9 protein-coding genes are annotated in these 14,052 nt (G+C 49.1%); 7 read left to right on the top strand and 2 right to left on the bottom strand.

All coding sequences use genetic code 11. The features are described from left to right. Positions 1-34 precede the first annotated feature (34 nt). The 4 genes from Kalk_RS21680 to Kalk_RS10045 all read left to right on the top strand — a co-directional run bounded on the left by Kalk_RS21680 (position 35) and on the right by Kalk_RS10045 (position 7,387). Positions 35-2,719, top strand: coding sequence for a LuxR C-terminal-related transcriptional regulator (locus Kalk_RS21680; protein WP_324774809.1), 2,685 nt, complete (start codon positions 35-37; stop codon positions 2,717-2,719). A gap of 106 nt (positions 2,720-2,825) precedes the next feature. After that, positions 2,826-4,931: a hypothetical protein gene (locus Kalk_RS10055; protein WP_101894120.1), complete on the top strand. Its 2,106-nt coding sequence runs from the start codon at positions 2,826-2,828 to the stop codon at positions 4,929-4,931. A gap of 35 nt (positions 4,932-4,966) precedes the next feature. Further along, complete coding sequence (locus Kalk_RS10050) at positions 4,967-6,580, top strand: RCC1 domain-containing protein (protein WP_101894119.1); 1,614 nt, start codon at positions 4,967-4,969, stop codon at positions 6,578-6,580. Positions 6,581-6,688: 108 nt separating this feature from the next. Beyond that, the gene (locus Kalk_RS10045) at positions 6,689-7,387 is read left to right on the top strand and encodes a TetR/AcrR family transcriptional regulator (RefSeq protein WP_101894118.1); all 699 of its coding nucleotides are present in this window, start codon (positions 6,689-6,691) and stop codon (positions 7,385-7,387) included. Here Kalk_RS10045 and Kalk_RS10040 read toward each other — a convergent pair. After that, on the bottom strand, positions 7,384-7,971 hold the full coding sequence (locus Kalk_RS10040; RefSeq protein ID WP_158643418.1) for a Tll0287-like domain-containing protein: 588 nt from the start codon (positions 7,969-7,971) through the stop codon (positions 7,384-7,386). The two genes, Kalk_RS10045 and Kalk_RS10040, sit on opposite strands and share 4 nt — an antisense overlap. Before the next feature lie 166 nt (positions 7,972-8,137). On the opposite strand from Kalk_RS10040, the gene Kalk_RS10035 reads away from it, so the two are divergent. Beyond that, positions 8,138-8,560 carry a hypothetical protein gene (locus Kalk_RS10035; protein ID WP_101894116.1) on the top strand — a complete coding sequence of 141 codons (423 nt, stop codon included), beginning with the start codon at positions 8,138-8,140 and terminating at the stop codon, positions 8,558-8,560. 33 nt (positions 8,561-8,593) lie between these two features. Here the strand turns inward: Kalk_RS10035 and Kalk_RS10030 are convergent, their stop codons facing one another. Then, a complete protein-coding gene (locus Kalk_RS10030) occupies positions 8,594-9,715 on the bottom strand; it encodes an alpha/beta fold hydrolase (protein ID WP_101894115.1) in 1,122 nt (373 codons plus the stop codon). Between the two features lie 385 nt (positions 9,716-10,100). Here Kalk_RS10030 and Kalk_RS10025 point away from each other — a divergent pair, with 385 nt between their 5' ends. Together Kalk_RS10025 and Kalk_RS10020 are read left to right on the top strand one after the other, a co-directional pair. Continuing rightward, positions 10,101-12,038: a diguanylate cyclase gene (locus tag Kalk_RS10025; protein WP_101894114.1), complete on the top strand. Its 1,938-nt coding sequence runs from the start codon at positions 10,101-10,103 to the stop codon at positions 12,036-12,038. After that, positions 12,016-13,845, top strand: a complete 1,830-nt coding sequence (locus tag Kalk_RS10020; protein WP_158643417.1) for a sensor domain-containing diguanylate cyclase — start codon at positions 12,016-12,018, stop codon at positions 13,843-13,845. Before Kalk_RS10025 ends, Kalk_RS10020 begins: the two co-directional genes overlap by 23 nt. The last annotated feature ends 207 nt before the right edge of the window (positions 13,846-14,052 follow it).

Below are 14,052 nucleotides of genomic sequence, written 5' to 3'. Positions count from 1 at the left end.
AGGCACCCGCCCTGTAAAAGGGAAATGCAGGATCATGTTAATTAAATCAAAATTCTTTACTCCCAAAACCAAAGCGGAATGGATTTCTCGCGATCACCTTTCGTTGCTCGATGAATGCAGTATTCGAGATGCTAATCTCACAGTTCTCCATGCACCAGCTGGATATGGAAAAACCACTTTGGTCGCCCAGCAATTACAACAGAGTGAGTTGGATTATGTGTGGTTGACGCTGGATGTACACGATAATCATCCGGCTCGATTTTGGCGCTATTTTATCGCGGCGTTTCAAAAACTTGCACCTGGTGTGGGTGAATTTGCGCAGCAAAAGCTCCGAGAGGGGCAGTTCAGTAGTATTGACGACATTGTAAGTTCATTGGTGAACGACCTTATTGAGCGCTCAGGAAGCAGGCCTGGTGTGCTGGTGTTGGACGATTTTCATCTGATTACCGATCCCGACATTGTGCTTGGTGTTCAGCATTGTGTGCGATATTTACCCGAATCATTTCATATTTTAATTGTCAGTCGTACAGAGATTAATGTTTCTCGGCAACGGTATGGGGAGAGGCCGGTTCGGGTTTATGCTTTTTCTGATCTTAAGCTTACCGCCACGCAGATCCAATTGATGCTATGTAAACGTTTTGCAGAGGCAGTTGGTGAGCATGTTGCCGAAGCCGTTTTTAATTTGACAGACGGTTGGGTGGTTGGGGTTCAGTTGCTATGCATGCAGTTAAGTTCTGTTGAACATTTGCAGTCGCACATCAACAGCATTGCTAATAGTCCTGCCCGATTGCCTGAACAGGTTGTGGGTTACTTTATCCGCGAGGTTATTAATGACCTTGAGCCCTGGGAGCAGAGCAGCCTGTTGAGCTTGGGGTTGTTGCCAAAGCTGTCCATCGATTTGTGCCAGAATGTTTTAGGCGGAACAGTCGATTACGGCTCTTTGTTGCAGCGCCTGGAAAGTAAGGCGCTGTTGACGGCAACCGAAGATCGACATACCGAGCTGCGGTTTCACGATCTGTTCCGCAACGTTCTACTGGAGCTGGCTCAGCAACGCCTGCCTGCCGAGGCCATCGTGCAGGTTCAACATCGAGCCATTCAGTACTTGCAGCAATATGATGGTTTGGAAGCCGCTTTTTACTACGCGATCGAAATTCAGCAATGGTCTGAGGCTTGTGATTGTTTACAGTCCATGTTGTTGAGTTATCGTCGCCAAGGGGATTTTCTCCGGGTATCGGAGTGTGTTGAGCGCTTACCTAACGATTATATTGAATCCAGTTTGAGCATTCTTATTCATTACTGCTGGAGTTTGGCAAACCTAGGGCATTTTCAATTGATGCACCTGTTTTTAGATAAAGGCTCTCTGATTGTAGAAAGCATGCATGCAAGGTTGCCCCTCGATCAGTGGTCTTTGGAAGATAAAGAGTTGGTTGTGGAGTTCATGACGACGGTAGCGCTGGCGCAGCGTTTATCGGGTTATCTCGGCAGTGAATACAGCCAGGCTTTGTGGGGGTTTGCTCGGCAGATAGATTATCCAAGGTTGTCTAAAGTAAACCTGGAGCAAGGAATGGATGCTTTCTTACTCGGTGAGCTGGATCGAGCTGCCATACTGTTTGAAAGGTCAATGGATTGCGCGGTGAACGATAAGGAGCCTTACGCGCTGATGGTGGCAGTAAGTTTCTTTTATCTTACTGCATTGCAAACGGGTCAACTGCAATCGGCAATGGCTAAACTGGAGCTGATGCAGCAGTGGCTTGGTGTGACTCATGAGCATCAGCATGAGTTTGTCAGCGCGATGGTGGTTGATTTCTGCCTGGCAGGATTGCGTTATGAGCTTGGCCTGCCGATTGATCGTGAACGCTTACAACGACAACTTTCATTGTTAACAGGAGCCCATGCTAATCACCATATGAAATGGTTGTCGTTGGATTTTTATACTAAGTTGTGCATGAAAGATGCAGATTACCCTGCTGCTGCCGAATCGTTACAAAAACTGATTGAGCTGGATCGTAGCGCGCGATTTAGAATCAGGATGGGAGCGCCATCCTTGTCGGCACTGACGGCTGAACTTGCTATGCACACCGGTGACCGCGTGGCCGTTAATCAGTGGGCGCGCAGCCTCGAACATAGTGAGTCTCCAATGATCAGCTATGATCAGGTTCCTGACCGTCTATTGCTTGCCCGCGCGTATTATTATCTGGGTGTGTATGAGAAGGCTTACCACTTGGCGGAAGAGCTATTTGGCCTGTGCGTGAGTCATCAGCGTAATGGGCATGCATTGATGGCCTCCTGCATTTCATTGGCAAGTTATCTTGCCCTGCAGGGTGATGTTGTTGTGGATGAAAAAGTTGATCGTATTGTGCGATTGATACAGCAGACCCAGTTTCATCGCTATATTGATGAGCTGATGCAAGCATTCCCAGTCTTATGCTCTATTTCTGAATTGGCTTCTTCGCGAGTCACTGCTCCACCGCATACCGATCTGGTCGCAGTGGATACAGATGTAAAATCTGTCATGGAGCCTCTTAGTCTCAGAGAGCGAGAGGTGCTGCGGGCCGCAGCGCAAGGCTTAAGTAACGGAGATATTGCTGATCGGCTCTACATCTCAATCAATACTGTGAAGACCCACCTGAAGAAAATATACGGCAAAATCGAAGTAAGCAATCGTACCCAGGCATTACGTAAGGCGCACCTTTTGGGGATCTTGGAGGAGTTTGATTAGGTTATTAACGAACCACCCGAACGGGTGATTGTTTGTGATGGGTATTTCCTTAAGCTTTAGCTTCCTATGAATAATAAATATAAGCGAAAGTTTAAGGAGAAGAACTGTGCTTTTACCACAAAGGGATTCGTTCCAAAAAATAATAAAGGGCGCGCTTACGGTGCCGGTGCTGACTCTGGCGATGGGGTGTCAGGCTGGGTGGCTCAATGATGAGGAGATGGTACTAAAAATATCCTGGCGTGATGGATTTTTCAGTCAGGGGTTTCCCACTGATTTGCGTAATGATGACAATGAAATCGATGTTCGTGATTTTCCGCGACCGTTACAGCTATTCTCTATCACCTATAAATACTTGATTGGCCACACAGATTTTGGGTTCTCCCCGGCGATGCCGTTATATATGCAGTTTGAGTCTGGCTTAAGTGTCGCACCTCACATTGCTGCCATGGCGGCCTCGGATTTTGATAGCGCCGCTGCACCGGTGCAGGTGGTGGATATCGACCCTGATTCACCCGATTATGGCACCCGATATCCACTGAGCGTTGCCGTAACAACTGAAGCAGATCAGTACCGACCCTCAAATCTGTTGCAGGTGCGCCCAATAGGTAAACCGTTACGTGAAAACACGACTTACGCGATGATTGTCAGTCGCGAATTTGCCAGTAACTCAGCATCCGTCGAACCCAATTCAGAGTTGACCGCTTTATTAAAAGGTAACAATCCCTGGTTTGTGAATCCTCTGCTGCTGCCTGGAGAGGCGCGCCACGCCAGGGATGTATACGCGCCATTGGCCCAGTATATCAGCGCTAATGACATCCCAGTGGATGACATTATCGGTGCCACAGTTTGGACCACAGGCAACCCCAGCCGCTATATGAAAAATGTTGTGGAAAAGGTTTCTCAATGGGAGCCAGCGCAGCCTGATGCTGAGTGGCATCTGCGTGAAGAGACAGACGATTACTGTGTGCTGGAATCCACCTGGCAGTCGCCGGTGTTGCAGAAAGGTGTGGTTCCCTTTTTTACCAGCGGAACGATCGAGTATGATGCCGATGGTAATCCGATTGTACGCGGCACTCGCACAGCGCCGATTATTCTGACTATTCCCAAGCAGGAGATGCCTGCCAACGGCTTTCCAATATTGCACTATCATCATGGCACTGGCGGATTAGCGACGCAAGTGTTCGAGCGGGGCCTGACGCAGGCGGATGGTTCGCAATTGTACATGGGCAGTCCGGCTCAGGTAGCCGCACAGCGAGGCTGGGCAACGGCTGCCATGGCGGGTCATCTGGGTGCAGATCACCAGGAACAATTGCGCCTTCTGGATATTTTGCTGGATCTGATTCCCGGGTTTACGCTGAATCACGCCACCTATAATTTCCTCAATCCTCAAGCCATGCGAGATAACTTTGCCCAAATGGTGGCAGAGCGTACGTTATATCGAAATTTGGTGATGAATATGTCGGTGGACGCCAGTTTGTGTGCCGAGGCATATTCTGCTTCAGGATCGTTCCAGTTCGACACCGATATGCAAGCTGTAATGGGGCAATCGCTGGGCTCCATGACTGCCTCTTCGGTTGCTGCAAATGATGAGGGCTACCAGGGTTTGGTTGCCACAGGGGCCGGTGATTTTGGTTTGGGCTTGGCGTTGTTTTACTCCATTGGTGAAACCGACATAGGCGGTGCCATTGAAAACATATATCTCAATGTAGAACCCGGTACGGTCTCTAGCGACTTGTTCCATCCAGTGTGGGCGATGGCTGAGTTGGCTTTGGCACCTGCTAACACCTCGGTGCAGGTTGCAAAGTGGTTACAGACGCCAGAACAGGCAACAACGCCACCGCAGGTTCTTGTGGTGGAAGGTCACTATGATGAGCAAGTCACTCTGCCTATGCAGCGCCCTTATTTGATCAGCCTGGGAGCGAACTTTGTTAATGAGGAGTTGGATCTGCCGGTCGAAAGTCAGCTGTTACCATATTTGCAAAACGCGGGTTATGATCAAATGTTCTCCCCTGTTGCGGGTAATCAGGCTGGTCGTACAGTAGCGGTTGTGCGTTACCCAGAAGACGGCATTATGACTGGCCACCATGTAACCTTTCAATATCCTCAGCCTCAACACCAGTATGGTTGTTTTCTGCAGGATTTGGCGGCTGGCGTAACGCCTACCATCATCCGAGGGGAATCTTTGGGTGGAAGTTGTTTGGGTTCACAGTAAGGCATTTTAATTGGGATTAAAAAGGATGGGTTCTTATGCGGTATTTAATGCAAGGTTTTATGTTGCTGATGGTGGCTATGTCTTTAATGGCGTGCAGTGATCCGCTGGAATATCAGATCACAGTCACAAAATCGGGAGAAGGTCTGGTGACCGGAGGCAGTACAATTCACTGTGGTGATACCTGTAGCGGAACCTATACCCAAGCCCAATGGGTTCCCTTTGCTACTACTCTTAAAGCGCACAATACATCGGATTGGGATTTTCTTGGCTGGTCTTCTGCAACGGGAGATCGGTGTGGCCCTGATCCTCAATGTACGGTGCCGCTACCGACTCGCTGTGTGGAGTGGGGCCCTGCGCTGTGCTCAGAGTATGAAGGTTCAAGCGGATCAGCCCATGCCGTATTCCAACCAAAAGGTACCATCGTGTCGCAGGATTGGTATGGCTTGCAGACCATGTGCTGGGTAAATGACACGGGTTTCCTGAGTTGCTGGAATATGGCCAACGCCCCCAGCGTATTCGATGCGGATGAAGTCAAAATAGGCAGCGAAAGCGCTGGCTGCGTGCGCACGGGTAATAGTTTCACCTGCTGGGGCGCTTTGGCTGACGAAGCACCAGCACAGTTAACCAGTGTCGACGATTTCGTGGTGACCCGTTATTTCGCCTGCGCATTGGGCGGTGGCGAGGTGGCTTGTTGGAGTATGGATGGTTCTTTGCCAGATCTGAGCAATCCAGTTGCAATCTGGGGCGACGATGCCAGAGTCTGCGCACGCGACGATACGGGTGATCAGTGTTGGGGGGTAGGATTTGACGGTCAAACCCGGGTACCACCGTTGAACCAGCCCAGCTTGATCGATGTGACCGGTTCACGCAGCTGCGCGCTGGATGGTGATGGCATTCAATGCTGGGATCGATCGGGTCTAAGCGTAAGCATTCCGCTGATTGCCCAGAACCCGCGACAGTTTGGCACTAGCGCGCCCGCCTTTGATGAACCCCATTATTGTCTGCTGGATGATGCGGGCCTGCGCTGTTTTAACGCTGCCGGTGGCTTGGTTGAATTACCCGTGGCCCTGGCGGATTCCAGTAGCTTTGAGCTTTCCGAAAACGGTCGCCTCTGTGGGCAGGACAGCAGTGGCGTAGACTGCACGTTATTGGGCATAGCAAGTGAGCCTGTTCGTTATGAGGCTTTATTGAATCCTACCGCTTGGGACTATTCCAATGATGATAATGGAGGCTGTACTGCCAGTGGCAATCAACTGCAATGTTGGCGGCGCAGTGGCGATTTTTGGCCTGCTTCTGAAGTTGAGGGGTGGGAGCTGAGCATAGCCAATCCCAGCCTTATGTACGTCGACAGGCACAGCTGGTGTGTGGCGGGAACGGCTGGCCTTTCCTGTCAGGGGCGATCCGACGATAAGCTGCTGATTGCGTCACAGCCGCAAGGCTTACAGAACATCACCGCGATGGATTCTACGGATGAGGTGCGTTGTGTGATCCACGATGGTCAGCTTTCTTGCTGGGGCCAGAGTGAGTTTGGTGTAACCGAGGTGCCACCGTTGAGCAATCCGCGCCAAGTGCAGGTGGGCTATTATCACGCCTGTGCATTGGATGATAGCGGTGTTGTGTGCTGGGGGGAAAAACTGGAAAACCAATAACCTGTTGAAATCATTGGATTTATATTTAATTGCCCCCGTTCTGGCAAAACGGGGGCAATGATCTGATATGATTTATGTATATTTGATACTGAGTAGTCTATTTATCCGATGAAGACCAAAGACCGTATTCTGCTTGAAAGTCTGAAGCTGTTTAACCGGCGAGGGGAGCGCAATGTGTCCACTAACCACATTGCAGCGGCTCTGGATATCAGTCCGGGTAACCTGTACTACCATTTCCGCAACAAGAACGAGATCGTATACCAGCTGTTTCTGCAGTATGAACAGCAGGTGCGGGGTTTCATGACTGTACCTCAGGAGCGCGACATCACTTTCCAGGATAAGGTTAATTACCTGGAAGATATTCTGAACAGCATGTGGGATTTCCGCTTCCTGCATCAGGATTTGCATCATCTATTGCAAGACGATGACCGGCTGCGAATCGCTTATCGTGAGTTTTCATCCCGTACCGTTGCCGATGGGCGTAAAATTCTGTTGTCCATGGCGGAGTCTGGGGTGTTGCGGGCAAATGCCGAGCAGATCGACGCACTTATTCTTAATATTTGGGTGATGGTGGTGTCCTGGTCGTCGTTCTTACAGTCCATTTCCATTCAAAACAATGAAGGCGGCACTTTGCGCAAAGGAATGCTGAAGCGGGCCATCTACCAGATAATTGCCCTGGAAGAGCCATTCCTCTGCGAGTCAGTGCAGGCGTTATTACCGGAGCTGAAAAAACACTATCTGGATGGTGCCAGTACCGATCCGTTGGCATTGTTCCCTTCCATTTTGGATGACGCGCAACTCAGCTAAAGCGCTTTTTGCAGGCTAAAGGCACCGCGTAGCTCACCCTTGATGAAGCCTGTGGCCTGATCCGTTGGGTATAGATCATTCAGCGCGTTATTGACCGGGCCGGAAATGCTGGTGCCGTGGCAATTCAGGCACAGACCCCCTGTCGGGATCGCACTCATGTATCGATATGTGGCTACGCCGCCTTGTACGATCACCTGTGAGGCTTTCATGTTTTCTACAGGTGCGCCACGGGCTATTTTATTCTGCCACAGGGCTATGGTGTCCTGCTCCCATTGATCTGGTGCATTATCAGGATTGCGCACCTTGTGGCTGGTACGGCCAACCTCCCACCCTTTCTGCTGAGCCAGCTGCTGCGCTATTTTAGGGGCGCTTGTATTGCATACCCGGATAGCTTCAACTGGGCCGCTGGTCATGATAGTGGCCTGCAACACAGTTTTCAGTTCCTTGCCAAATTGTTGGGTGATGGCCTGTGCTTCCTGTTCCAGGTTAGATAGATCGGGCGGCGGTGGGCTTTCGGCAAATGCTGAGGCCGAAAATGTACAAAAACAAACCAATGAATAAACCAACCAAGTAGCGCAGCGCATGAAGTTCCGCCTCATAATTAATAAGTCTGTGTTAATAATAGAGCAGATGATCCCCTTGATATTGATGTAGCTTAATTATTCCCGTGAAATAGTTACTTGTCTGCCAGCAGGGATTGGCTTAGCCTGAATTCGCTGTACACAGATAACGACCAATAAGGAGAGAACGATGGATCGTAGAAAGTTTTTTGCCGTGAGCCTGGCCGGTGCTGCCGGATCGTTGCTGGTGGCCAAGCCGGTATTGGCGGGATCTGGCAATGCGCTGAAAACCAGCCTGGCTGGAGGAATCTATTATACCAAAGAAAACCCGGGGCGATGGGCCGCCAAGGCCGGTGGACATGCGCCATTGGTGGAGTCTCAGAAAGGTATGGTGATGGTCACCACGCCGCATGAAATGAACGAGTATGAGCACTACATCATCAAGCACACTTTGCTGGATGCCAATATGAACGTATTGGGTGAAACTCTGTTTGATCCCATGAAAGACAAAGCGGCGGTTTCCCAGTATGAAATCAAGGATTACCGCGGTGTCGCGTATGCTCTCAGTATGTGTAACCTGCACGACTGTTGGGTTACTGAGTTTACTGTGTAGTAGTTAGCGTTTAGTCAGCCGCTTGGCAGTGTGCTAGTCAGACCGCTCTGCCAACCACTGTGCGGTGATGACCCAGGTGTGATCCTGGGCTTTACCGCCTGCGAATACTCCGGCGTGTCCGCCCGGTACAACCATGAATGTTTTGTCTTCCATTGTGCCAATATCCATTATTTTTTTGGCAGCCTCAATGCTGACAATTTTGTCGCTGGCGCCAGCGAAAGAAAGTAAATTACTTTTGATTGCGGAAAGATCAGAAACCTGATCTCCGATTCGGACTCGACCTTCCGCCAATGCATTCTTGATACCAAAATCGAACACCAGTTGTTGAACAGTGGCACCAGGATAATCAGGCATATTGTTAAACCACTCTCGCGTGGTGAGGTGTGCTTTCACGTAGTCACGGTCAGACAGGTTCCTCACCAAATCGAAATAACTGACCACACCTGCCAAAGGATTGGTCAGCTTAAACAACACCGACAGGATGTCGCCCGGAACATGGAAGCGTTTCGAATCTGCGAAGGCCTTAGGTATCGGAACCCGCTTGGTGTAGCGCTTAACCCAGCCCAGCAACTTACCGTAGGCATGGCTGGCATGAAAATCGATAGGGCTTGCGATGGTAACAATATTACGAATCTGCCCGTTGTTATGAGCGCCGGCGTACAGCAGTGTCAGCAATCCACCCATACAATAGCCCACCAGTGAAACCTGCCGTTCGCCGCTGTGTTGCTGTACCTGATCAACCGCGGTTTTGAGCCAGTGATTCACGTAGGTGTCGATCGATAGATCCGCATCCTGCTTGGATGGTGCTCCCCAGTTCACGAGATACACCTGGAACCCATTGGCATTCAAGAAGCGAACCCAGCTGCGTTCTGCCATTAAATCATAGATCCAATGGAAGACACCCAGTGGTGGCACCAGCAGAATTGGGGTCTTGTGTTGCTGTGCTTGAGGAGTGACGGCGTCGCCATCCAGTTCAAAAGTGTGACTATCCTGCTGAGGATAGTAGCGCAGCTCCATCAGTCCGTCGGAAAACAGAACTTCATGCCGGGTCTTGTCTGCCACGATGAACTTTTCGGTATTAGTGCGACGCTCAATAGCATTGCGTGCGAAAAAATAGGCCTGTTTGAAAAAACTGGGTGAAGACGTACTGCTCATAGTGTGATCCGGTGCTGCCATATTCAGAATATCGGGTGCTGAATGCGTGGAGTTATTGGGAGGCAAACATACCGGCCTGCCACAAAAAATCAATGACGATAATGTCCAGTCTGGAGGTAAAAGCAGTAACCCGCAAAAAAATCGGTGAAATCCACCTTACAAATCATAGGGTAGCAGTGTGACTGCGCAGTCGCATTGGCTTTGGGTGCAAGGCAGGACCTTTTGCATAAATGAGGTTGGTCAATCGAAGATGCATATAAATGCGTATGGTTATCGCCAGTAGATCTAAGCTGGTTACGAAACGACACAGCCTCTAATCAGGCTGTAATGGAGAATTTCCCGGGTCGTTTCTATAGTTATAAGAATCAATCAAGAAACTCCTCCGATGAATTGTAGTTATGTATTGCTGGCAGTGCAGGGTCGATGGGCCCTGGCTGTACTGCTGGTTCTTTTAGTCAGCCTGTCGTTACCACAACCGGCGCGTGCGCAGCTCGTGGCGCTGGATAGTGCTATAGAAGGGCAATATCTCGGAGAATATCTTTCAATCTGGAAAGACCCTAGCGGTAATGCTGATCTGGAAGTGGTTAAGCGTCAGCAGGAATGGCAGGTAACCAATGAAAGAATCCCTAACTTTGGCCACACCTCTGATGTGTATTGGTTTCGTCTGGAGATACAGACGGCGGTTGAGGACAATTCGTGGGTCTTAGTGTTATCAAACGTACTGTTGGATTACGTTGATATCTTCTTGGTTTCATCGGATGGCGAGTTAATCGATCAGTATTCAGGGGGGGCGCAACGTAAGATTACTGATCGTGCCATACTGCATCGTTATTTTGTTGTTCCTATTAGTGCGCAAGGTGAGAGTAATTTGACGTTGTATTTTCGTGTAGCGTCATTCCATGCCGTTCAATTTCCGTTAGCGTTGTGGCCGATACAAAAATTTGCTGCATTTGATGAGCTGGAAACGATCCTTACAGGTGTGTTGTTGGGGTCGTTGTTCATCATGTTGCTGTATAACTTCTTTCTTTACACCACTTTGCGAGATCCTCTTTACCTAGCTTATGTCGGGTCGGTATTTGGCTTTTTGATGTTGCAGATATGCGTGAAGGGATTTGGATACCGTTTTTTCTGGCCTGACCAGTTGATGCTGTCGGCAGTCTCCGTATTTGTATCTGCTTTCGCGACGATATTTTTTGCAATCAGCTTTGCGAGTTGGTTCATGCAGTTGCGAATACGTAAGTTTCCACTGCTGCCGTTGGTCGAGGTGGCGCGATGGAGCGCGTTGGCCTGTGCGCTGTTTATCTGGTATCTGCCGGATGGCTTGAGATTGTATCTCATGATAGGAGTTGGAGTGCTGGCCATTGCCTTAGGCTTTATAGCAATTTTTACCTACTACAGTTCAAATGATCGCCCAATGCAGATTTTTACCGCTGGTTGGGTCGTGCTGTTAGTGGGGTCGCTATTGTTTCTGCTCAATAAGTTGGGCTGGATCTCAGTAAATGCATGGACAGAGCAGACTATGTCAGTTGGCACTGTAATTGAAGTCATCCTTTTTTCAATGGCATTGGGCGATCGTATCAACAGTGAGAAAGAACAGGCCATTAGGGCGAAAAGCATACTGTTGCGATCGCTGGATACGGAGCGCGAAGAAAAGCAGAATATATTGAGGAGTGAAGAGATCACAAGGGAGGCGAAAGAACTCACCCTCAGCATACAGAAGGAAGCGAATGAAAGATTAGAGGCGGAGATTGAAGAGCGTACAGCGGAACTGAAACAAACAACTGATCGCTTAGAGGATCTGGTGAAACTCGACCCGTTGACGGGTGTGTTCAATCGCCGTCATTTCAACGAAACTATTAATGATGTGTTCAAGGTCGCCAGGAAAGACAGGACAGAGCTTAGCCTGTTAATGATTGATGTTGATCACTTTAAATCAATTAACGATCAGTACGGCCATTTGGTAGGGGATCATTGCCTTATAAGCGTAGCCGATGCCTTGGCAAGAATGTCAAAAGAAGGTGGAGGGATTCTGTTTAGATTTGGAGGAGAGGAGTTTGCGATCGTACTGGAGAATACATCAAAAGAAACGGCGCAGACATTGGCAGAAAAGATTCGCGGGGCTATTGAATCTACGCTTCTTGCCGGATCTCAGGGTCCAGACCACATAACCATCAGCATAGGGGGCGCGTCCATTTGGCCTGGAAAACACCTGCGCCCTGAAGCACTGGTGGCGCTGGCAGATGCGGCTCTTTACCAGGCAAAAGAACTTGGGCGAAACCGCGTGGTCATGCAGCAGGATAATGAGGGCCAGAGTTTTGCGTAACGTACTGGCGGCACTGTTGTGTCTGTTTTTATCGAGTGCGCCTGCAGTGGTGTCTGGCCATAGCATTCAAGCAGGGGATTGGTTGTATGTGCTGGATGAAGGATACTCGGTAGACGATGTGCGCGATGGTGACATGGTTTGGCAGACTTCACCATGGAAGGCACCGAACCTCGGGTTTACATCAGAGCCTTACTGGTTTCGATTGTCACTTTCTGAGAATGAGTTGGCTGAAGGGGTTTGGTACTTGTGGATCCACAATGCCATCCTGACGGAAATGCAGTTCTTTGTGCACAAGCGTGGAGAGACAGAGCCGGTCTTGATGTTGGGTGGCATGCGTATGCCAGTTTATCCAATATATGTGGAAAGCGATACGCAATATACGTTCTACCTGTGGGTTAAGTCTGACACTGCATTGCAGATTCCAGCCGAAATAATATCTGATATGGAATTCCTGACCAAGAGAGAGCAGCAGGATTCACTGTTTGGAATCTTTGTTGGGATTCTGTTCTCGATGATGCTCTATAACTTTGTTCTTTACCTGACCATCAGGGATAACACGTTTCTGTTGTATGTAGGGCATTCAAGCGCGCTTTTGTTTTTTGTCTGCAGTTGGCAGGGGTTGGGTAATGCTTATATCTGGAATGGTTATCCTACGTTTCAGAACATGAGTATCGGCTTGGCGACTTTCAGCGTTATTGGCTTCTCAACGTGGTTCTGTGGTGTTTTTCTTGGCATCAACGCTTCAAATTTCAAATTAAATAGAGTGTATTGGGCGGTTCGTGATCTAGGGTTTGTTGGTGTTGTGGTGACACCCTTTATTCCAAGTCAGTGGGGAATATTCAGCTCTTCATTTCTGAGCTTCTTTGCTGTGCTTATGGTGATTAATGCCATGTTTTCGCGAGCAAAGTTGAGCTATCGTCCTGCGCGTCTTTTTGTCATGGGGTGGACCATGTATGTGACGGGGGCGTTTGTGATGGGGTTGAACAAGTTTGGTCTAATTGAGGTGAACCAAACGACAGAAAATCTATTGTTATGGGGGGCTGTGTTTGACATGGTGCTCCTCTGCATAGCACTGGGAGACAAGTTTCATGAAGAGCGTAATATCAAGATAAAGGCCCAAGAAATGGCCATTAAAGCAGTCAAGCGAGAAAAAAACGCGAAAGAAACGGCCATTGCCAAACAAAAGCAATCCCAGGTGGCCCTGGAGGAGGCAGCCCGTGCGCAGAGAAATTATGCGTTAGTGCTGGAGCGGAGGGTGAAGGAAAGAACACTGGAGCTAAAGCGTGCCCAGCTGGAACTTGAGCATGTCAGTGAGCAGGATGCATTAACCAACCTAAAAAACAGGCGCTTTTTCATTGATCAGCTCGAATCCCATATCTTGCTTTGCCAAGAGAAGAAGCGAGCATTCGCCATCTTGCTGGTGGATATTGATAACTTCAAAACGGTGAATGACAGTCATGGCCATTTGGCCGGTGATGAATGTATACGCAGTACAGGCAAGCTGTTGCAGGAGAAGTTAAAGAGAGAAGATGAAGTGGTGTGTCGATACGGTGGCGAGGAGTTCGTGATAATCATGCCTTGTACATCAGAAGGCGATGCTGTTGCCATGGCGGAAAGCCTGCGTAGCCATGTCGCGAAGTGTCCAATGTTGTGCGAAGGTCAGCGTATTATGGTTACCATCAGTATAGGCGTATTGATGGTGACAGATGAGGTGCTGCCAGAGCTTGCAGACAACTTGATTGCCCAGGCCGATCAGGCGCTCTATCAAGCGAAATCTCAGGGCCGAAATTGTGTCTGTGTCGCGTAGAAAATATTTTAGCCAGTTATACCAATTCCTCATATGAACTTTGTTGCTACGGACATCAACTGAATAAAACTGGTATATATCAGGGCTTGTCGTGGTGATGGCGTGTGCCTGAAATAAGGATAACCACGTTTATTTTAGGTGTAAGCATATAAAACGCATTAATCAAGATTAAAATAAATGCTCTGAGCGCCGACGTTATAACCGCTC

This window comes from Ketobacter alkanivorans (genome assembly GCF_002863865.1).
Classification (GTDB): Bacteria; Pseudomonadota; Gammaproteobacteria; order Pseudomonadales; family Ketobacteraceae; genus Ketobacter; species Ketobacter alkanivorans.
Note: the sequence above shows the minus strand (reverse complement) of the source record. Positions and strands in the feature narration are given on the sequence as shown.